We start from the raw sequence: 20106 nt of genomic DNA, 5'->3' as shown, positions 1-20106 counted from the left end.
TACCCAGAACGAAAGCTCCAGTTCCAGCAGCACGTTACGATCATCATGACGAATGTTTTCAAGGCGAATTATGGCACTCTATATCCGATAACTCGGCGCATGCCGTATGCGTGCTGGATATGGATGGTACCGTCCTCCACGTGAATGCGGGCTTCGAGAAGCTGTACGGATGGCGTTCGGAGGAAATGATCGGCAAGCGGATTCAACATATTTTTGACAACGGCATGCCTGATGAAATCAATAATTTTATAAGAACGGTCCGGGATTTGGAGCAGTTTTCCGGTTTTGAGACAGCTTTGCCTGCACGCGACGGAACGATGCTGGATATTTCGTTCTCCGCTTTTCTGGTCAAGAACGGCGCAGGAGTGCCTCGCGGGATGCTTTGCGTGACGCAAAACATTTCCCAACGGAAAACGATCGAACGCGAGCTTCGGAAAAGCCAAACGAAGTTCAAGCTCATTGCTGAAAATCTCACCGAGATCATCGGCATCGTTTCGACCGACGGGACATTCGAATATATTTCCCCGGCTTGCTTCGATATTATCGGTTTTGAACCGGAGCAGCTTGTCGGCAAGGATCCATACGGCATGATCCACCCCGATGATTTGCCTAAGATTCATTACAAGAAAGAAACGTCCCCGCCGCCAAAGTACGGTTCGTTCGATGAAGTGCGGGTCCAGCATAAGGATGGCCGCTGGGTCATTATCGAAGCGCATTGTATCCCGATCGCCGGCGAGGACGGCAAAACGGAAAAAGCTTTGTTCGTCGCCCGCGACATTACGGAGAAAAAACAGACGGAGGATTTGCTGCGCAAGTCGGAGAAGCTGTCGATCGTCGGGCAATTGGCTGCCGGCGTTGCGCATGAAATCCGCAACCCGTTAACTTCCTTAAAAGGATTTCTCCAATTGATTCAGTCCCGGACGAGCGAGTTTCATGAATATTTCGGCATAATGCTGTCCGAATTGGAACGCATCAATAACATCGTCAGCGAATTCATGCTCATTTCGAAGCCGCATGCCGCACAATTCAAGCGCATCGACTTTCGAAGCATGATCAATGACGTCATTTCGCTGATCAATACCCAAGCGATCATCAATAACGTTCAGATCGTATTGCGATTGGAGACCGAAAAAACGGAGCTTATTGCCGACGAGAATCAATTGAAGCAGGTGTTCATCAACCTGTTGAAAAATGCGATCGAATCGATGCCGGACGGCGGGGATATAAACATTTGCGTAGCCGGAAATAAGGATGAATGCTTGGCGGTAACGGTGTCGGACACCGGATGCGGCATTCCGCAGGAAAGAATATTGCAGCTCGGTGAACCGTTTTATACGACGAAGGAAAAAGGAACGGGGCTCGGACTTATGGTTAGCTATAAAATCATTGAAGCGCACCGCGGTAAAATCCGCATTAGCAGCGAATTGAACCGCGGCACGTCCGTTGAGGTTATCCTGCCTGCGATCGAAGCATGAACGAGGATGATTATATTCGGATGTAGGATTCCAGGAACAGCTTCAGCTCGGCGGTCCCTTCCGTCCGGATGCTGTAACGCTGCTGGTAGCCCAGCATGTGAGTACATACGAGCCCGGCCGCGCGCAGCATAATCAGATGATGGTGCACGGTACCTTTGGATAGCTTGGAATATTTATAAATATCCGTAAAGCTTCTTTGCTCCTCGGCCAAAAAACGTAAAATGCGGATTCGGCTTTCGTCCGATAGCGCGCGCGTTAGCCGCATTAAGCTGAGTGGCGGCGTTTCGTCGTCCTCCGGAGGAAGGTCGACCGCATATTGCGTTATGGCGAGCCCGTTATAATGGCAATAATTATTTAACGGGCGAAAATGAAGCGTCGGCGTCAAGACGACAAGCGATAACTCGGCAGCCGGATCGATCATCCCGCCGCTAGTAGCCAACTCATGAAGCGTCTCGGGATCAAGCTTCCGCTGGAGCGCCTGCTTCTCCTCGAAATCATCGATCAGCACTGCGCTTTCGGCCGGATCGACATGACGGTAGTATTGGTCATTCCAGAGCGTAAGCAACTCGACATAACGCTGGGTAAATTTTTGTAAATGACGTAAAATCGGCGATTTTCCGACGTAAGGGGACAATAACGTTCGAAGCTCTTCCGTATCAATCGTCCGCAGCCAATGGAGGAAGCTTTCGGCATCGTCTTGCTGTCCGCGGGGGCGAAGCCATATGATGAGGTACAACATATCAAAGTCGGCGAGCGGATACTGCTTGTCCTCGTGGAGTTTGTCCAAAAACGACCGCTGGACCGCCTCCTCGGTTCGGCGCAGCCAGCTTCGGCCGAGATCGAGATTATTCATCCATTTCTTCGTGGCGAAAACCATAAAGCTGCAGACAAGCTCGTATGCCGGCGTATAATCCATCTCAATTCGATAGGACATCGTTTTACCTCCGAAAAACAATATGCGTTCAAATTAACTATAATAGATACAGTTCGATATGTATAGAACAATCTGCAGAAAAGAAGGTGACATCTTCCATGAACGATAGGATCAAATTAACCGACGCTGAGATCGTAACGCCGTCGGGCATCATTCATGGCGACATCGTCATTGCCGATCAGCGAATTCAGTCCATCGTGCCGTCCGGCGGGCATTTATCGGGTGAAGCAAGCTTTGAAGGTGAAGTGGTTTCGGCAAGTGGAATGTACGTCCTGCCGGGACTTGTCGATATTCATTGCGATGCGATCGAAAAAGAAGTGCAGCCTCGGCCGAATACGCTGTTTCCGCTTGAGCTGGCTTTGTACGAGATGGAGAAAAAGTTAGCTGCGTGCGGGATCACGACCATGTACCACTCCTTATCGCTCGGCGTTGGTCTCAGTCTTCGGGGCGACGATTTGATGATGCGTATGGTGGAGCTCATCTGCCGCTACCGAGAGCAGCGGGCGATGATTCGCCATCGGATTCATTTGCGGTACGAAGTGACGCATTTTGCGGGATTGCCGCTGGCCGAGCAGATGATACGTGCGGGCCAAGTCGATTATTTATCGCTCATGAACCATGCGCCGGGCCAAGGACAATATAAGCGCCCGGGCTCGTTTGAAGCGTATGTCATGAAAAATCAGGGCGTCTCGCGCCAAGAGGTCGATCAAATCGTCGCCGAACTGCAGAAGCAGCAACAGAAGATTGAATGGGATCGAATCGAAACATTGACTTCATTAGCCCGTGAACTCGGCATATCCGTTGCTTCGCATGATGACGATTCGCCGGGCATGGTTGACGACGGCCGGCGATTCGGCGTTTCGGTCAGCGAATTTCCGATCACGCTGGAGACGGCAACTTACGCTACGGAGAAAGGACTCGACGTATGCGTAGGTTCGCCGAACATCGTGCGCGGCGGATCGCATGACCATAATTTGCGAGCCATGGACGCGGTTCATGCGGACGCTGCCAGCATCGTTTGCTCGGACTATGTGCCATCGACGCTGCTTCCCGCGGTTTTCACCATGATCAATGATGGTATCGAACCTCATGATGCGGTCAATCGGGCCAGCCTAAATCCGGCAAGAGCACTTGGTATCTCCGAAGGCACGGGATCGCTTGAACCCGGAAAAAAAGCCGACCTGCTCCTCGTGCAATTGATAGACGGCTACCCGGTCGTTCGGAGAACAATGGTGAACGGATGTTGGGTTTATCAATCCGCTTACTTTTTTGGTGTTGAAAATTGTTGAATAATGTCGGAAAATAGGGACAAAGACCCGCATTCAATGGCAGAGTCAGGTTGCTTCATATTAAGAATGCGCAAATGGTCAATACCATGCAAGGGGAGAACCTATGAAACTGCTAGGACTGCGGTCGAATTTGTGGCTTATATCGATCATCGTGATCGCCGTCATTTTATGCATTAACAACACGGCTTATTATTATTTGACGAAAAATACGCTGGAAGACAACTTGAGCCGCGAGCTGACGACCGTTGCGAATCAAATTCAGGTTTCCATCGAGCAATCCCGGCTTGGCGCCGAAATTTATCAGAATTTAATCGGCGAGAAGCTTCGTATTGCGGCGATATCCGCGCAGGAAGCGCTGGATCCCGACATCGAGAAGGTTTCGAACAATGAACTGGTAACGTTGAGCAAGAGGCTGGGCGTCGAGCATATTACGCTGCTGAAGAAAACGGACGACAATATCGTGTTGTACAAATCCTCCAATCCGAAGCAGCTCGGGATCAAGACCAAAGGATGGCAGCATTGGTACACGGCATTCCAACAGCTGTTCGAGGATCGCAACGTTTCGATTGATTGGGGACAGAAACTGCCTAATTTCTGGTCCGGTCCTTATGAGTACTCGACATCCGATCCCGATAAAATCATGAAATGGGGCTACTTTCACGATGGCAGGACGAATTACATCGTCGACCCTTTCGTCGAATTTGACAATAAATATGAAGTGGCCACCGGGATTAACGTGATCGTGGCGAATACGATCAAAATCAACAAAACGGTTATCGAAATTACCGGGATCAATCCGGCGACGTTCGACAGCGGTCCGATTACGACATTAACCGATCGTGGGGATCGGCTCGGGCACAAGTCGCAGCTACCGATCATATTCGGCAGCTATGCCTTTCCGGCCGAGGACGACCGTGCGATCGTCAAGGAAGTAGTCGCCACCGGCAAAAGCCAAACGATGGATACGATGAGCGGCGGCAAGCACGTGCTGAAAATGTTCATTCCGATTCCGATTGAGAAGGTTGCCAGCATTCTCGACACGAAAGGCGAGAAGCTTGATTATTACGTACTGTCGCTCGTATCGGATTACAAAATCATTCAAGACCAGCTGGACGAGCAAGTTTTCTCGCTAGGCGCGACCGTTCTGATCGTATCGCTGCTGAGCTTGATCATCATCATACTAGCGATCCGTTACTTCTCGAAATCAAGAGACAAAGCCGTATCGGAGACGCAAAAAACATACATCGACGAAATGAATCAAATGTTCCAATCGATTAGCGCCCAGCGGCACGACTTCCTGAATCATGCGCAAACGATACATATGCTCGTCGACTTAGGCAAACATAACGAGCTGAAAAGCTATACGAAAGATTTGATCGGTGAAATACGCGAAGTCAGCAACATCATTCATATCGGCAATCCCGCGATCGCCGCGCTCGTCCAATCCAAAATCGCCATCGCGCTGGACAAAAAAATTACGTTTGAGTATGAATTCAGCAGCTTGACTAAAATGGAAATGGGCGTAAAATCACTCGATTTGGTCATTATCATCGGCAATTTGATTGACAACGCGTTCGACGAAGTGCTTAAGTTTCCGGTCGAACAACGGCGTGTCCGGTTGAAGGGATGGAGCAAGGACGGGGATTTATTTATCGTCGTTAACAATTATGGGCGGATGCTTACCCCGCAAGAACAGATCAATATTTTCAAACCCGGCTTCAGCACGAAAAGCAAAAGGGAGCATTCCGGTCTTGGGCTTTCGATCGTCAAGCGAAGAGTCGAACAGCATCGGGGCAGCATAACGCTCTCTTGCAGCGAAGAAGAAGGCATTACGTTTCAAGTAATCATTCCACATACTTCGATTCTATCATCCTAGTTCGTAGAGTAATGTAAACGATCCGATCAAGAAAGCTTGAACGGATCGTTTTTTTTGTTGCTGCAAGGTTCGATATCGGTTCAGGTTTCGATGGTTGCTGGAATGGAATGCGTCGATTTAAGGAGAGAAGAAGATAAGAATAGGTGATAACAAGCAAATCGAACATTAGTTCCCGTTACATAAAACATGAGACATCGTAGGATACTAGTGCGTGCGGAGGTGATGGAAATGCCGAACAATAAATCGCAAAAAATAAACAATATCCAAAATGATGCAAGCATGACCGAACAAGCGATTACGTTAAAACCGCGGAAAGCCGCGGAATATCCTCCCAGCATCAATAAAATCGACAAAAGAGAAGGATAAGCGATCCGGTTGAAGCTGCGTTTCAAGGAAGCGGGTAGGGCGCAATCGGCCATATCCGTTTCTTTTGTTATGTTCGGAACTGTAGGTATTATAGGACTCGAACATTAGTTCTTATGCATACTTAACGATTTTCTGCTGCAGATTCGATTTAATAAAGTCGATCCGCTTGCGAATATAGAAGTCCAGGCTTGCTCCGGTCAAATCGCGAGGGTGAACAGGATTGTTCGTATTGTTGTCGATAATATGAAGCGTACCGTCCTCGTAAAACTTGAACGTTAAATCGGACCAGCGCCGATTCATACTGTCGATCATCAGCTGAATTTCGCTTTCGCTCATCCGGTTGTTCCGGGCCGCCGCTTGCTGGAACCAGTAGTCGCGTTCGATAAATCGGTAAATTTCGCATCGTTTCATAAGTATCGCCTCCAATGGAACATTTGTTCTTATATGATTCTATTATAGCGAACAAACATTCTGTTTTCAATAGTTTTCATATATTTTGTGGAAATGAATTCAAATAAATAGCAAAACGGGAAAACGACTTGCGCCACCCTTATTCGGCGAATTCATTTCCGAAGAATATTAGATCATTCTAGCGAACGAATTGGTGCGAACATGACGAAAAAATATTGGGAACGTTTGTTCTAAAAATATGTTGACACAAACGTTTGTTCGTGGTAATTTTGTATCAGAACAAATGTTTGGGAGATGATGACATGTCCGCTTACTATTGCACTTATCCTCGCACTTCCTTATCGAAACGAAACATTCAACAACCGACGAAACCGAACCGGAAACGGTTGGCACGGATTATTTTGCTGGTAACGGCGCTGATGATCGTTTGTGCATCCGTATCCATCATTAACGCATACGCTGTTTCGGTTGACGATGCCTTGGTAATGGAGATGGGGCAGACAGTCGCAAATCAAGCTGAACATGATACCGTCTTCGTTAATGCAGGAGATACGTTGTGGTCCATCGCCAAGAACAATATGCCGGAGAATTCCGACATTCGTGAATATATCAGCGAGTTGAAAAGCCTGAACGAATTGAACGGCAGTTCCATCCGAACCGGCCAGAAGCTCATTCTTCCTCTTGTAGAATGATGCGGAGGCATCCGCTCTTGACAAGCCCTACCCTGCATGACTAAAGTAGTACTGTGCAGAATGGAGGGATTGGACAATGGATGAGAAACTGATCTCGCGGATCAACGAGCTGTCCCGCAAGAAGAAGACCGTCGGATTAACCGAAGATGAAGCCGTAGAGCAACAGGAACTGCGCCGACAATACCTCGATGCGTTCAAGAAGTCTTTCCGCACCCAGTTGGATTCCATCAAACTGGTGGACGAGGACGAGGACGATAATTCGGGAAATAAGATATTGCATTAGGAGGAGTCGGCGATGTCCCGCAAATGGGAAAGAATGGTCAGCAAAAACACCAAAGAGGTTAATAAGCAGCGGATCAAGCAAGGCAAAGATACGGTGTATTTTTCCGCGAAAGAGTCTAAAGACAAAGGCGAGCGGTTTGTAGGACGCAGCATATTTTTGCCGATTTTGCTTGTCGCGATTGCGGCGTTTTTTGCATTTGTCGGCGGTATGGCGGGACGCGATACGTTGTACTGGGTAACGATCGGCTGTTACGTGCTGCTGGCTTTATTTTTTTATCTAAGAAGACCGTTTTTGAACATCGGCGCGAAAACTCTTTCCTCCCGGCGTTTCACCGGTGACCGGACGTTTGATGCCGACGATGTGAAGCAAATTACGACTTCTCCGGGTTTTATCGTCATCGAGTGGAAGGGTAGAAGGTCCAGTTGGGTATTTTCCCGTTTCGTGAACCGGTTCAATACGAGCGAAATCGAACCTTCGATTAAAAAATTTGCTCAGAATAACTCGATCCCGTTGATTGAACGGGCTAAATAATAAGGAAGAGGTTGCAGCATGGCGATTAAAGCGGTTTTATTCGATTTGGACGATACATTGCTGTGGGACGACCGCAGCGTAAAAGAAGCTTTTGAAGCGACTTGCGCCGAAGCGGCCAAGCTTTACGACATCGATCCCGTTAAATTGGAAGAAGCGGTTCGGCAAGAGGCGAGAACGTTATATGAAGGGTACGAGACTTATCCTTCGACGAAGATGATCGGCATCAATCCGTTTGAAGGACTATGGGGCAATTTTACGAAAGGCGAGCTTGCTTTTTTCCGGCAAATGGAAAAGCTCGCTCCGTCTTACCGCAAGAACGCGTGGACGAATGGGCTGAAGGTTCTCGGCATTGACGACGCGGCTTTGGGTGAGCGGCTGGGCGAGATGTTCGCCGCGGAGCGCCGCTCCCGGCCTTACATTTACGAAGAAACGTTCGAGATTCTCGATGCGCTTCAAGGCAAGGTCAAGCTGCTTCTGCTGACGAACGGGTCGCCCGATCTGCAGCAGGAGAAGTTGGATGGCGTGCCGAAGATTGCTCCATATTTCGATCATATCGTGATCTCCGGCGCGTTCGGAGAGGGTAAGCCTGCACCATCGATTTTCCGGCATGCGATGGAGCTGCTGGGCATTGAGCCAAGCGAAGGATTTATGGTCGGTGACAAGCTGACGACGGATATATTGGGCGCGAACGGCGTCGGCATGACTTCCGTTTGGATTAACCGCCACGGCGTCACCCGCAATGACGACATCGTCCCTCATTATGAGATCGGCAATTTGAATGAGCTTCATGCACTTATCGCTAAACATGCTTAATACCTGAACAAAGCCCGCGGCATTTCTCGTTCGAGAGACACCGCGGGCTTTAGTTATTTGTTGAAAGCAGGGTCGCTGAACGGATGGGCGATCCAGCCTTCTTTTTCGATGAACAATCGAACGGCTACGATTTGACGGTTTTCCATCAAGGTGAAGAAGTGAGGTTTGTTTTCCGGTACGGAAATGACATCGCCTGCTTCCAGTTCGACATCGAAGTAACCGACATCGTCCGTTCCTTTGATGACAAAAATGCCTTTACCGGCCGCGATCGCGCGTACTTCGTCTTCGGTGTGCGTATGAACCGCTTCGAATTTTTTAAGCAGCTCATCCAGATTCGGCGTAGCGTCGGACAATGCGATAATGTCCCAAGTCACGTAGCCGCGGCGCGAAGCCAGATCGCGGATATCTTCATCGAACGATGCGAGAATTTGCGCTTTTTCTTCATCCGAGAGAACGAATTTATTTTGCAGCTCGGCAGGAAGCTTGGATGAATTCCAGTGTTCGTATAGTACTTCTTGATTGGCGAGGAACGAACGTACATTCTCTTCCCCTGTAATACGTTCATTTGTATTGCGAATTCTTATTTCAGCCATGAGATAATTCCTTCTTTCCCAATAGGATATATAAAGTATAACATCGCTTTTATTTGTATTATAGTCGAATTAGCCGTTCATGTCGACGGGTGATGCTTTTCTAATCCCTACGATTCTGATAGACTATAGGTTAATGATCTGCGGGAAGGAAGACACATATGACGAAATTGACGCTGAAGCAGCAATTAGAAAATAAGATCATGATTCTGGATGGCGCAATGGGCACGATGATTCAGGCGGAAGATTTGACGGCGGACGATTTCGGCGGCGAAGAATTTGACGGCTGTAACGAACTGCTCGTTTTAACGCGTCCGGATGTGATACAAAAAATTCACGAGGCTTATTTTGAAGCCGGTGCGGATATTATCGAAACGAACACGTTTGGCGCAACTAGCATCGTACTCGCGGAGTACGACATTCCGGAAAAAGCGCGTGAGTTGAACTTGGCAGCAGCCAAGCTGGCCGTGGATGCGGCGAACAAATTTTCAACGCCGGAGTGGCCGCGATATGTTGCAGGGGCGCTCGGACCAACGACCAAAACGTTGTCCGTTACCGGTGGAGTATCGTTCGATCAGCTCGTAGAGTCATATTATGAGCAGGCTTTGGCGCTCATCGAAGGCGGCGTCGACGCGCTCTTGCTGGAAACGTCGCAGGATACGCTGAATGTAAAAGCCGGCAGCATCGGTATCCGCAACGCGTTCGAGACGCTCGGCGTAACGCTGCCTATTATGATCTCGGGTACGATCGAGCCGATGGGCACGACGCTTGCCGGACAAAACATCGAATCGTTTTTTGTGTCGCTGGAGCACTTGAACCCGATCTCCATCGGTCTCAACTGCGCGACCGGCCCGGAATTCATGCGCGATCATATCCGTACGTTGTCCGGCATTGCCGGCACCGCGGTAAGCTGTTATCCGAACGCGGGACTGCCGGACGAAAACGGGCATTACCACGAATCGCCGGAATCGCTTGCGAAGAAGATGGCCGGATTCGCCGAGCAAGGTTGGCTCAACATCGCAGGCGGATGCTGCGGCACGACACCTGCGCATATTCGCGCGATGGCTGATCTGTTAAAGGACTACAAGCCGCGCAGTCAATCAGGAGAACATCCGCCGGCAGTATCCGGTATCGAAACCGTTTATATCGAACCCGAAAACCGCCCTTATATGGTCGGCGAACGGACGAACATTTCCGGATCGCGTAAATTTAAGCGCCTGATTAAGGAAGAGAAATTCGAGGAAGCTTCGGAAATCGCCCGGAACCAGGTGAAGAACGGCGCGCACGTCATTGATATCAACCTGCAGGATACGGATATCGACGAAGCGTACGCAATGGAGAAGTTTCTTCAGCACGTCGTCAAAAAAGTAAAAGTACCGCTTATGATCGACTCGACCTATGATCATATTATTGATCTAGGCTTGAAATATTCCCAAGGCAAGGCAATCGTCAACTCGATCAACCTGGAGGATGGGGAAACGAAATTCGAGAACGTCGTCCCGCTCCTGCACAAGTACGGCGCCGCCGTCGTTTGCATTCTGATCGACGAAAGAGGTCAGGCCGTTTCCCGCGAAGCGAAAATGGAAGTCGCGACGCGCTCGTACGAGCTGCTCACCGGCAAATACGGCATGAAGCCGCACGATATTATTTTTGACCCGAATATGTTCCCGATCGGCTCGGGCGACCCGCAATATATCGGCTCGTCGGTCGAAACGATCGAAGGCATCCGGATGATCAAGGAAAAATATCCGGAATGCAAAACGATTCTCGGCCTAAGCAACATCAGCTTCGGTTTGCCGGATGCGGGCCGCGAAGTGTTGAACTCCGTTTATTTGTACCATTGCACGAAAGCCGGACTGGACTATGCGATCGTCAATACCGAGAAGCTGGATCGTTATGCTTCGATTCCGGACGAAGAGAAGCGTCTGGCCGAAAATCTCATTTTTAATACGAACGACGAGACGTTAGCCGAGTTTGTCGCCTTCTTCCGCGAGAAGAAAGTCGACAAGAAGGAGAAAGTGTCCAATCTGACGCTTGAGGAGCGGCTCGGTTCCTACATTCTGGAAGGGACGAAGGAAGGCCTTATTCCCGATCTTGAAGAGGCGATGACCAAATATACGCCGCTGCAAATCATCAACGGGCCGCTTATGGCCGGGATGGATGAAGTCGGCCGGTTGTTCAACGCGAACGAGCTGATCGTGGCAGAGGTATTGCAAAGCGCCGAGGTCATGAAAGCGTCCGTCGCGTTCCTAGAGCCGTTCATGGAGAAATCCGAATCCGCGGTCAAAGGGAAAATCATTTTGGCGACGGTTAAAGGCGACGTGCACGATATCGGCAAAAACTTGGTCGAAATCATTTTATCCAATAACGGTTATCAAATCGTCAACCTAGGCATTAAAGTTCCGCCCGAGCAGTTGATCGAGGCGTATCATCGCGAGAAGCCGGACGCCATCGGTTTGTCCGGATTGCTCGTCAAATCCGCGCAGCAGATGGTCGTAACCGCCCAAGACTTGAAAACGGCGGGCATCGACGTGCCGATCCTGGTCGGAGGCGCGGCACTGACGCGCAAATTTACGAAAACGCGGATTTCGCCGGAATACGACGGCTTGGTGTTGTATGCGAAAGACGCGATGGACGGACTCGATATCGCCAACAAGCTGACCGATCCGGAGCATCGCAAACGGTTGATCGAAGAGCTGCGTCTAAGCAAGGAATCCGATGTGATGGAAACCGGCAAAAAGGACGCGTTGCCGAAGCTGACGCGCGCCGTCCGCTCCGATATCAGCACGGACGCGCCTGTATTTACGCCGCCGGATCTGGAACGTCATATTTTGCGCGATTATCCGATCGGCCATGTCGTCCCGTATGTCAATATGCAAACGCTGCTCGGCCATCACCTCGGCCTGCGCGGTTCGGTAGAGCAGCTGCTCGCCGACCGCGATCCGAAAGCCGTAGAGTTGAAGGAAGTCGTTGACGGCATCCTGCAGGAAGCGGTGCAGAAGGGCATCATCCAGGTCAACGGCATGTACCGGTTTTTCCCGGCGCAATCGTCGGGGGACGATATTATCATTTATGATCCTGAGGACCATAGCAAGGTGCTAAAGACGTTCTCCTTCCCGCGCCAGCACGTAGAGCCTTACTGGTGTCTCGCCGATTTCTTGAAGTCCAAGGAAAGCGGAGTTATGGACTATGTCGGCTTCCTCGTCGTAACGGCGGGCAGAGGCGTTCGCGAGCTAGCGGGCGAGTGGAGAGAAAAAGGCGATTATTTGCGCTCCCATGCGCTGCAGTCGGTCGCTTTGGAGCTGGCCGAAGGCATGGCCGAACGGGTGCACCATATGATGCGTGACGTCTGGGGCTTCCCGGATCCGGCGGACATGACAATGAAGCAGCGCCACGGTGCGAGATACCAGGGCATCCGCGTATCGTTCGGTTATCCGGCTTGCCCGAATCTGGAGGATCAGGAGCCGTTGTTCGACCTGATGAAGCCGGAGGATATCGGCGTCGAGCTGACCGAAGGCTTTATGATGGAGCCGGAAGCGTCCGTATCGGCCATGGTGTTCGCTCATCCGCAGGCGAGATATTTTAACGTGGAAAAAGTATAATTCAGGCTGCCCTCGGTTCAATGAGCCGGGGGTGTTTTTTGCTTCGCTGGACAATGGAATAGATATTATTACACTTTTATGGAAAAATAGGATGAAGGAGGCGATCGAATGGAGCTTTATTTTCTCGGCACGGGAGCAGGCAGCCCGACCAAAAAACGCAATGTCACTTCCGTAGCTCTTCGCCTGCTGGGGGAACGGGGAGCATTATGGATGTTTGACTGCGGCGAGGGCACGCAGCATCAAGTGCTCAAATCGCCGCTGAAGCTAAGCAAGCTGGAAAAGCTGTTCATTACGCACTTGCATGGCGACCATTTGTATGGCTTGCCAGGATTGCTGACGAGCCGAGCGTATCAAGGCGGCGAAACTCCGCTAACGGTTTTTGGACCGACGGGCGTTAAAGCTTATATCGAGATGTCGCTTCAGGTTAGCCAGGCTCACTTAACCTATGAGCTGCATGTTCAAGAGATCGATGCCGATGAGCACGGGACGGTCATTTATGAAGATGAGCAATGCACTGTGGAGATGGCACGTGTCGAGCATCGCATCGATAGCTACGGCTATCGCATCGTGGAGGCCGACCAACCAGGCAAGCTTGATGCCAGCAAGCTGGAGCAGCTTGGCGTTGCTCCGGGGCCTTTATACGGCAAGCTGAAACGGGGGGAGGCGATCACGCTGACTGACGGTACGACGGTGCACCCCGAAGATGTAGTCGGGCTAAAGGAGCCGGGAAGAATTGTCGTAGTTCTAGGCGATACAAGGCCTTGCCCGTCGGCGGTCCGGTTAGCGCGTAACGCGGATGTATTGGTGCATGAAGCGACGTTTGGCGCGGATTTAGGCGAGCTCGCGCACAAATATTATCACTCTACGACGGAACAAGCGGCTCGTACGGCCAAGGAAGCCCAGGCACGGGCGCTCATCATGACGCATATCAGCTCCCGCTACGCGGACGAAGACGTCGAACAACTGCAGAACGAAGCGAAAGCCATATTTGAAAATGCGTATGTTGCCCATGATTTGTGGATGTACCCGATCGTCAAAACACAAAGCCCATCATCAAGAACGTGAAGTTCAAGATGATGGGCTTTACACATGTGAGGAAGCCGCGATTTTAGGACTCGTCCTCGATTTCTTCTTTCATGCCTTCGATGCTTGCGGCACGATTTCTGTTCTTTTCTTGTATCGCTTGCAGCTCGTCGCCGGAAATTTCATCGGCATGCTCGTCCAAATAATCCTCGGACTCCTCCATGTTTTCGATGGTATTGTTTACGGCGTTTTGAATCTTCTCTGCGTTATCGGAACGATCGTCTGGTTTTGCCATATGATTCTGCCTCCTGCTATTTATGGTCGTGGTGTAAAAGCTTGCCCTCAAATAAGATGCCAAAAGCGGCGGCAGCTTATGCAAGGAATCGGCAAAATCATATGTATCGGCAAGACCATCCGTTATTTGGAAGGCTCTATCGGCGTGCCGAACTCTCCCTCGAACAGAGAAGCATGCAGCGGCCTTCGGCTGGAAGGAACCTCGCGCTCTTGCTGCTGCTCGTTCAGCATGCTTTTGTCTCCGCGATAGCCGATGGCGATCACCGCATGCAGTTCATATTCCTCCGGAATGCCAAGCGTTTCCCGGGCCAGATCCGGTTGAAAACCGCCCATCGCGTGGGTAACCAGACCTTGGCGGGATGCTTCGAGCGCCAAATACCCCCAAGCTGTACCGGCGTCAAAGGCATGAGCCCGGTTATTCGTCCCGCGGGAGCTCATTTTGTTCGAGATGGCGAGCAGCAGTACGGGCGCTTTCGCACACCAATCGAGATTGCCGGGATTGATAAACGTATAAAACTTGGCAAGCGCTTCGGGCGTTCGGGCGACGATATAACGCCATGGCTGCTCGTTGTTCGCGGACGGAGCCCACTTCGCTGCTTCGAGGACGCTCATTAGCAGGTCCGAAGGCACTGAATCGGACTTGAAAGCCCGCGGCGACCAGCGGTTCAAAAATGCGGGATCGACGGCTTGCTCGGGCTGCCGGTATTGCGCTACTTCGTTTGCAAGGGATGGGTGCGGATGGGTCATTTCGTATCCTCCTCAATTTATGGGAAATGAAAAAGCTGCTTTAATCATAAACGAAGACGGTTCGCATTGCATCTTTACCGGAAATAATCAAAAAAGTTTCCCGGGAAAGCGCAGGATCCGACATAAGTCTCGGCATCATTTTATCATTTTGGTCCAAAAAATCGGAAGCATTCGACCCGAATTCGTTCGGATTCGCACGTTTTTGGCAGGAATCGATGAACATTCGTCCTAACTTGCTCTATCGAAGGATGGGGAATGGTCGGCCGAAATGTGGCGCGGCCGTTAGAAATACAAAACAAAGCGCCGGTATTGCCGCGCGAACATGTATTCTGTAGAATAGAAGAAAGTGAAATGGAGTAATGGAGGAACTAGGATGAACCGTTTGACAGGGAAAGCGGCGTCATTGGAAGAGTGGATCGAGTCGATCAAAAGGCAGCCGGATATAATGGAACAAGTGACCTACTGGCATACGATACCGCCGCGCGATGCCCGCTATGCGGAGATGCCGGCTGACGTTCACCCTGCCATCGTTCGGGCGCTGAAGGACAAAAACATCACCCGTTTATATACGCATCAAGCTCAATCGTACGAGCAAGTACGCCGAGGCAACCATCTCGTTACCGTTACGCCGACGGCCTCGGGCAAGACGTTGTGCTACAACCTTCCCGTGCTGCAGCGCATCATGGAAGACGATAGCGCGCGGGCGCTATATCTGTTTCCGACCAAAGCGCTGGCGCAGGATCAAGTGGCGGAGCTTCACGAGCTCGTCAATTTGATGGAAGCCGACGTCAAGACGCATACGTACGACGGCGATACGCCACCTACGGTGCGCCAAGCGGTGCGCAATGCCGGTCATGTGGTCGTAACCAATCCCGACATGCTGCATTCGGCGATCCTGCCGCATCATACGAAATGGGTAAAACTATTCGAAAATATTAAATATATCGTCATCGACGAGGTCCATTCCTATCGGGGCGTGTTCGGCAGCCATGTCGCCAACGTCATTCGCCGGCTCAAGCGGATATGCCGGTTTTACGGCTCGAATCCGCAGTTTATTTGCGCTTCGGCGACGATCGACAATCCGCGGGAGCATGCCGAGCGGTTGATCGGCGAATCGGTGGCGCTTGTCGACGACAACGGTGCGCCTGCCGGCGAGAAGCATTTCGTCTTCTACAATCCGCCGGTCGTCAACCGGCAGCTCGGCATTCGCCGCAGCAGCGTGCTGGAGACGCGCAAGCTGGCCGCGCAGCTGCTCCGCCAAGGCGTGCAGACGATCGTTTTCGCGCGCAGCCGCGTCCGCGTGGAGCTGCTGCTGACGTACTTGCAGGAGCTCGTGAAGAACGAGCTCGGCACCAAATCGATCCGCGGCTATCGCGGCGGTTATTTGCCGAAGCTGCGGCGCGAGATCGAACGCGGCCTGCGCAGCGGCGAGATCCGCGGCGTCGTCAGCACGAACGCGCTGGAGCTCGGGATCGACATCGGCCAGCTGCAGGCTTGCGTGCTAAACGGATACCCCGGCACGATCGCGAGCACTTGGCAGCAATCGGGCCGCGCAGGACGCCGTCAAGGCAGCGCGATTACGTTCATGGTTGCGAGCAGCAACCCGCTCGATCAGTACATCATCGACAATCCGCGATATTTCTTCGAGAAATCGCCGGAGCGGGCGCTCATCCATCCCGACAATTTAATCATATTAATCGATCATATCAAATGCGCGGCTTACGAGCTGCCGTTCGAGGAAGGGGAAACGTTCGGCGGGGAGACGCTGGCCGACGTGCTGGAATTTCTGGTCGAGGAGAAAGTGCTTCACCACGTTAACAATCGATGGTACTGGATGGATCAGTCCTTCCCCGCACACGGTATCTCGCTGCGATCGGCGGCACAGGAGAACTTCATCATCATCGATATGACCGAAGGCAGCAAAGTCATCGGCGAAGTCGACCGGTTCGGCGCGCCCACGCTCATCCATGAGGAAGCGATCTATATCCACGAGGGCGTACAATATCAAGTCGAAAAGCTTGACTATGAGGAAAAAAAGGCGTACGTTCGGGAAGTGAATGTCGATTATTTTACCGACGCGAACTTGGCGGTGCAGCTTAAAGTGCTGCATATCGACAAGGAGAAGCAAAACGGCGATTTAATGCGGTATTACGGGGAAGTTACCGTCAATGCCAAGGCGACGATTTTCAAAAAAATCCGCCTCCGCACGCATGAGAATATCGGCTCCGGGCCGATCCATCTTCCGGAGGAAGAGCTGCATACGAGCGCTTACTGGTTCTCGTTCAGCGATGAGGCGGCGGCCCGGCTTGGCGCCAACGACATGCAATTCGCCCTGATGGGACTCGCCAACGTGCTGGTGCATATCGCGCCGCTCTATCTCATGTGCGATCCGCTCGATATTCGCGTCGTTCCGCAGGTCAAGGCCGTCCATACGAAGCAGCCGACCATCTACTTCTATGACCGCTATCCCGGCGGTGTCGGCTTAAGCGAACGATTGTACGAGGTGCACGAGGAACTGCTGGCCCAGGCGGCCGGATTGATCGAGCGCTGCACGTGCCAGAGCGGCTGCCCGGCTTGCGTCGGGCCGATCGAGGAAATCGGCCTGCTCGGCAAGAAGCACGCGCTTCAGTTGCTGGCGGCTGCCGGAGGCGCGCGATGAGCGGGCTGAAGGATCGGCTCGCCCGGCTGAAGCCGTCCATGTCTCTTGCACCCGCCGCTTCTCAGCGTGAAACGGAGGAGGAGCATGGATCGGCCGCGTCTCACGAAGATGCGACTTGTCAGTCAGGCACCGGCGGCGCTGGAGAGCGGGAGGAACCGCTCGCTCCCGAATGGCAGCAGCTCGGCGCCGAATACGTGACGAACGAATGGGGGCAATTCATTTGCCGACGCCGCGAATATGCTTTGGAGCATGCGCACGGCTATTATTCGTTCGATGAGTTGACTGAAACGGCATCGGCGCTTTCCGCCTTCGAGGAGGGCGGCGCGTCGGTATTGTGCGACAAGCTGTTGTTTCTCGATACGGAGACAACAGGTCTTGGCATTGGCGCGGGCAACGTCCCTTTTATGATCGGCATCGGGTTTTACCGGCAAAGCTCTTTTGTCGTCGAGCAGCTGTTCATCCGAAATCCGGCCGAGGAGCTTGCCATGCTTGCTTATTTGCTGGAGCTGCTGAGACGGTATACGCATATCGTTTCCTATAATGGGCGGACGTTCGACTGGCCGATCATCAAAAACCGCTTTGTGCTGAACCGGATGAAGCTTCCGGCCGAGGAACCCCGCCAACTGGATTTCCTGTATCCTTCCCGCAGCGTCTGGCGTAACACGCTCGTGTCTTGCCGGCTGAGCCACGTCGAGGAGGAGCGGCTTGGCATCAAACGGGTGAATGACGTATCGGGTTCTTTCGCTCCGGCGATCTATTTTCAATACCTTGCTACAGGGGATGCCGGGCCGCTGGACGGCGTTTTCGAGCATAACGAACGCGACATTATGACGCTTGCTTGCCTTGCGGTTCATTTCAGCCGCGTGCTGCTAGGCCGAATCGATCTGACGCAGATGGAGCCTGAGGAGCTTTACCGGACAGGCGCGTGGCTTGATAAAATGGGCTGCAAGCACGAAGCGGAGGCGGCGATTTCGCATTTGCTCGGCCGGGAAGCGAACCTGGCTCCCTACTATTGCCTGATCGCTTCGCGGTACAAAAAAGCGGGCGATTACGAACAGGCCGTTGCGTTATGGAAGCGTTCCGTGGAGCAATCGCAGGATCGGAGCGCCCAAATCGGCGGCCAGCTCGAAGCATGGATCGAGCTCGCCATGTATTACGAGCACAAGCAAAAAGACGCGGCCATGGCGCTGTATTATGCGGAGGAAGCGCTGCAGCAGGCGAAGCGAAGATTGTCTGCGCTGCGACGGGATAAAAAGCAGCAGGCCGTGGTCGAGGAACTGAACAAGCGCGTAGAGCGATTGCGATCCAAGCAAGCCCGGCAAGGGCAAGCGGCGGATGCACCTACGCGCAAAACAAGATCGAGACGGACGGAGTCTGATTACGACTCGGACTTGTTCGCCGATCTCGGGATAATGGAAGGATGACATGAGATGAAACCAATACGTTTTGCATTTGTTGGACTTGGCAACATCGCCAAAACCCATATCGTAGCTTTGCGGGCGATGCCGGTCGTCAAGAAGCTGCCCTTTGTACCTATTCTCGATACGCTGGTTACGCGGAATCCGGAGTCAAATCGCGAGCAAGCGCTCGCCATCGGCTTCCGAAATGTCGTGTCTTCGGTTGACGAGGCGCTGCAAACCGGCGACATCGACGTTGTCGACATTTGCACGCCGAACGCGATGCATTTCGATGAAGCGATCAAAGCTTCGCAGGCCGGCAAAGCGATTTACCTTGAAAAACCGTTAACGGATACGTACGATCGTTCGAAGCAGCTAGTGGGCTCGATATCGTCATCGCTGACGCGGCAGGTGGCGCTCGTGTACCGGTACCACCCTGCGGTGATGCGCATTCGGGCGGCCCTTGCCGAAAACTTAATCGGTGATGTGCTTCAGTGTAAAATCCGCTACATGCGCTCCGGTTATTTAAACGCCGCGCGCCCGGTAAGTTGGCGGCTCGAGACAGGGCTTTCCGGCGGAGGCGCCATAACCGATCTTGGCGTTCATATCTTGGATATGTTCCAGCATTGGTTCGGCGAAATTACCGATGTGCACGGGCAGACGAACACGTTCGTCAAGCAGCGGCCGAGCGCCGGCGGTAACGGCGAGCTCGTGCAGATGACGGTGGACGATTGGGCATTGATGCATGTGACTACCGCTTCAGGCGTTCAAGGCGTCGCGGAGGTTTCAAGAATCGCATGGGGCGCCGATGCGCTGGATGTGGAAATCGTCGGCACGAAGGGCAGCATCGTTTGCGATTTGGAGAAGGAATACGTCCCGGCTGTCAAGCTGCTCGACGGTTCGTCGCCGAAGCTCCCCGTTCCCGCTGAACTCGTCCTTGTTCCGGACGACAAATCGACGATGGGCATGTCGCTCGACAGCCATTTCGGCGCATTGAATCATTTCTTGCACCGCATTGCGGGCGAAGACCGCTGGGAAGGTATCGCACCATCCTTCGAGGATTGCTTAAAGACTGAAGAATGGATCGAACGCGTATTGCAGCAGAATAAGCGATAACTTGAAAG

Annotated in this window: 18 protein-coding genes and 1 pseudogene; 14 read left to right on the top strand and 5 right to left on the bottom strand. The window is 52.1% G+C overall.

Going from position 1 to position 20106, the window contains the following annotated elements; all coding sequences use genetic code 11:
* Positions 1–77: 77 nt before the first annotated feature.
* A pseudogene (locus AC0LWM_RS07515) lies at positions 78–1001 on the top strand (PAS domain S-box protein); the annotation flags it as partial.
* Positions 996–1475: an ATP-binding protein gene (locus tag AC0LWM_RS07510; RefSeq protein ID WP_474674539.1), complete on the top strand. Its 480-nt coding sequence runs from the start codon at positions 996–998 to the stop codon at positions 1473–1475. The pseudogene AC0LWM_RS07515 and the gene AC0LWM_RS07510, both read left to right, overlap by 6 nt.
* A 10-nt stretch (positions 1476–1485) precedes the next feature.
* On the opposite strand, the gene AC0LWM_RS07505 is transcribed toward AC0LWM_RS07510, so the two are convergent.
* Positions 1486–2409, bottom strand: a complete 924-nt coding sequence (locus AC0LWM_RS07505; protein WP_474674294.1) for an ArsR/SmtB family transcription factor — start codon at positions 2407–2409, stop codon at positions 1486–1488.
* Positions 2410–2495: 86 nt separating this feature from the next.
* Here AC0LWM_RS07505 and AC0LWM_RS07500 point away from each other — a divergent pair, with 86 nt between their 5' ends.
* From AC0LWM_RS07500 to AC0LWM_RS07490, 3 genes are all read left to right on the top strand, one after another.
* Positions 2496–3698 carry an alpha-D-ribose 1-methylphosphonate 5-triphosphate diphosphatase gene (locus AC0LWM_RS07500; RefSeq protein WP_474674293.1) on the top strand — a complete coding sequence of 401 codons (1203 nt, stop codon included), beginning with the start codon at positions 2496–2498 and terminating at the stop codon, positions 3696–3698.
* A gap of 103 nt (positions 3699–3801) precedes the next feature.
* Positions 3802–5574 (top strand): sensor histidine kinase, encoded by a 1773-nt coding sequence (locus AC0LWM_RS07495; RefSeq protein WP_474674292.1) that lies wholly within the window; start codon positions 3802–3804, stop codon positions 5572–5574.
* 228 nt (positions 5575–5802) lie between these two features.
* Positions 5803–5940, top strand: coding sequence for a hypothetical protein (locus AC0LWM_RS07490; RefSeq protein WP_474674291.1), 138 nt, complete (start codon positions 5803–5805; stop codon positions 5938–5940).
* A 111-nt stretch (positions 5941–6051) separates the two neighbouring features.
* Here the strand turns inward: AC0LWM_RS07490 and AC0LWM_RS07485 are convergent, their stop codons facing one another.
* Positions 6052–6351 (bottom strand): hypothetical protein, encoded by a 300-nt coding sequence (locus AC0LWM_RS07485; RefSeq protein WP_474674290.1) that lies wholly within the window; start codon positions 6349–6351, stop codon positions 6052–6054.
* A 302-nt stretch (positions 6352–6653) separates the two neighbouring features.
* Between AC0LWM_RS07485 and AC0LWM_RS07480 the strand changes: the two genes are divergently transcribed.
* The 4 genes from AC0LWM_RS07480 (at position 6654) to AC0LWM_RS07465 (ending at position 8670) form a co-directional block, all read left to right on the top strand.
* The gene (locus tag AC0LWM_RS07480; RefSeq protein ID WP_474674289.1) at positions 6654–7043 is read left to right on the top strand and encodes a LysM peptidoglycan-binding domain-containing protein; all 390 of its coding nucleotides are present in this window, start codon (positions 6654–6656) and stop codon (positions 7041–7043) included.
* 76 nt (positions 7044–7119) lie between these two features.
* Positions 7120–7326, top strand: a complete 207-nt coding sequence (locus AC0LWM_RS07475) for a DUF896 domain-containing protein (protein WP_474674288.1) — start codon at positions 7120–7122, stop codon at positions 7324–7326.
* A 12-nt stretch (positions 7327–7338) separates the two neighbouring features.
* Positions 7339–7857 (top strand): hypothetical protein, encoded by a 519-nt coding sequence (locus AC0LWM_RS07470; RefSeq protein ID WP_474674287.1) that lies wholly within the window; start codon positions 7339–7341, stop codon positions 7855–7857.
* Between the two features lie 18 nt (positions 7858–7875).
* The gene (locus AC0LWM_RS07465; RefSeq protein ID WP_474674286.1) at positions 7876–8670 is read left to right on the top strand and encodes an HAD family hydrolase; all 795 of its coding nucleotides are present in this window, start codon (positions 7876–7878) and stop codon (positions 8668–8670) included.
* 53 nt (positions 8671–8723) lie between these two features.
* On the opposite strand, the gene AC0LWM_RS07460 is transcribed toward AC0LWM_RS07465, so the two are convergent.
* The gene (locus AC0LWM_RS07460) at positions 8724–9263 is read right to left on the bottom strand and encodes a 1,2-dihydroxy-3-keto-5-methylthiopentene dioxygenase (RefSeq protein WP_474674285.1); all 540 of its coding nucleotides are present in this window, start codon (positions 9261–9263) and stop codon (positions 8724–8726) included.
* 158 nt (positions 9264–9421) lie between these two features.
* On the opposite strand from AC0LWM_RS07460, the gene metH reads away from it, so the two are divergent.
* Entirely contained in the window at positions 9422–12862 is a 3441-nt protein-coding gene (gene metH, locus AC0LWM_RS07455; RefSeq protein ID WP_474674284.1) for a methionine synthase, read from the top strand.
* A 108-nt stretch (positions 12863–12970) separates the two neighbouring features.
* On the top strand, positions 12971–13927 hold the full coding sequence (gene rnz, locus AC0LWM_RS07450; protein ID WP_474674283.1) for a ribonuclease Z: 957 nt from the start codon (positions 12971–12973) through the stop codon (positions 13925–13927).
* Between the two features lie 43 nt (positions 13928–13970).
* On the opposite strand, the gene tlp is transcribed toward rnz, so the two are convergent.
* Together tlp and AC0LWM_RS07440 are read right to left on the bottom strand one after the other, a co-directional pair.
* Positions 13971–14180, bottom strand: a complete 210-nt coding sequence (gene tlp / locus AC0LWM_RS07445) for a small acid-soluble spore protein Tlp (RefSeq protein WP_474674282.1) — start codon at positions 14178–14180, stop codon at positions 13971–13973.
* A gap of 122 nt (positions 14181–14302) precedes the next feature.
* A complete protein-coding gene (locus AC0LWM_RS07440) occupies positions 14303–14926 on the bottom strand; it encodes a nitroreductase family protein (protein WP_474674281.1) in 624 nt (207 codons plus the stop codon).
* Between the two features lie 373 nt (positions 14927–15299).
* Between AC0LWM_RS07440 and AC0LWM_RS07435 the strand changes: the two genes are divergently transcribed.
* Genes AC0LWM_RS07435 through AC0LWM_RS07425 form a run of 3 tightly spaced genes read left to right on the top strand, consistent with a single transcriptional unit; the run spans position 15300 to position 20098 of the window.
* Positions 15300–17585, top strand: a complete 2286-nt coding sequence (locus tag AC0LWM_RS07435) for a DEAD/DEAH box helicase (RefSeq protein ID WP_474674280.1) — start codon at positions 15300–15302, stop codon at positions 17583–17585.
* A complete protein-coding gene (locus tag AC0LWM_RS07430; protein ID WP_474674279.1) occupies positions 17582–19009 on the top strand; it encodes a ribonuclease H-like domain-containing protein in 1428 nt (475 codons plus the stop codon). Before AC0LWM_RS07435 ends, AC0LWM_RS07430 begins: the two co-directional genes overlap by 4 nt.
* Positions 19010–19015: 6 nt before the next feature.
* A complete protein-coding gene (locus AC0LWM_RS07425) occupies positions 19016–20098 on the top strand; it encodes a Gfo/Idh/MocA family protein (protein ID WP_474674278.1) in 1083 nt (360 codons plus the stop codon).
* Positions 20099–20106: the final 8 nt, after the last annotated feature.

Source organism: Paenibacillus sp. sgz302148, assembly GCF_056120465.1.
Note: the sequence above shows the minus strand (reverse complement) of the source record. Positions and strands in the feature narration are given on the sequence as shown.

Coding starts and splice junctions, on each gene's coding strand:
- AC0LWM_RS07510 (WP_474674539.1), top strand. CDS start 996: ATGCTCATTTCGAAGCCGCATGCCGCACAATTCAAGCGCATCGACTTT.
- AC0LWM_RS07505 (WP_474674294.1), bottom strand. CDS start 2,409: ATGTCCTATCGAATTGAGATGGATTATACGCCGGCATACGAGCTTGTC.
- AC0LWM_RS07495 (WP_474674292.1), top strand. CDS start 3,802: ATGAAACTGCTAGGACTGCGGTCGAATTTGTGGCTTATATCGATCATC.
- AC0LWM_RS07490 (WP_474674291.1), top strand. CDS start 5,803: ATGCCGAACAATAAATCGCAAAAAATAAACAATATCCAAAATGATGCA.
- AC0LWM_RS07485 (WP_474674290.1), bottom strand. CDS start 6,351: ATGAAACGATGCGAAATTTACCGATTTATCGAACGCGACTACTGGTTC.
- AC0LWM_RS07480 (WP_474674289.1), top strand. CDS start 6,654: ATGTCCGCTTACTATTGCACTTATCCTCGCACTTCCTTATCGAAACGA.
- AC0LWM_RS07475 (WP_474674288.1), top strand. CDS start 7,120: ATGGATGAGAAACTGATCTCGCGGATCAACGAGCTGTCCCGCAAGAAG.
- AC0LWM_RS07470 (WP_474674287.1), top strand. CDS start 7,339: ATGTCCCGCAAATGGGAAAGAATGGTCAGCAAAAACACCAAAGAGGTT.
- AC0LWM_RS07465 (WP_474674286.1), top strand. CDS start 7,876: ATGGCGATTAAAGCGGTTTTATTCGATTTGGACGATACATTGCTGTGG.
- AC0LWM_RS07460 (WP_474674285.1), bottom strand. CDS start 9,263: ATGGCTGAAATAAGAATTCGCAATACAAATGAACGTATTACAGGGGAA.
- metH (WP_474674284.1), top strand. CDS start 9,422: ATGACGAAATTGACGCTGAAGCAGCAATTAGAAAATAAGATCATGATT.
- rnz (WP_474674283.1), top strand. CDS start 12,971: ATGGAGCTTTATTTTCTCGGCACGGGAGCAGGCAGCCCGACCAAAAAA.
- tlp (WP_474674282.1), bottom strand. CDS start 14,180: ATGGCAAAACCAGACGATCGTTCCGATAACGCAGAGAAGATTCAAAAC.
- AC0LWM_RS07440 (WP_474674281.1), bottom strand. CDS start 14,926: ATGACCCATCCGCACCCATCCCTTGCAAACGAAGTAGCGCAATACCGG.
- AC0LWM_RS07435 (WP_474674280.1), top strand. CDS start 15,300: ATGAACCGTTTGACAGGGAAAGCGGCGTCATTGGAAGAGTGGATCGAG.
- AC0LWM_RS07430 (WP_474674279.1), top strand. CDS start 17,582: ATGAGCGGGCTGAAGGATCGGCTCGCCCGGCTGAAGCCGTCCATGTCT.
- AC0LWM_RS07425 (WP_474674278.1), top strand. CDS start 19,016: ATGAAACCAATACGTTTTGCATTTGTTGGACTTGGCAACATCGCCAAA.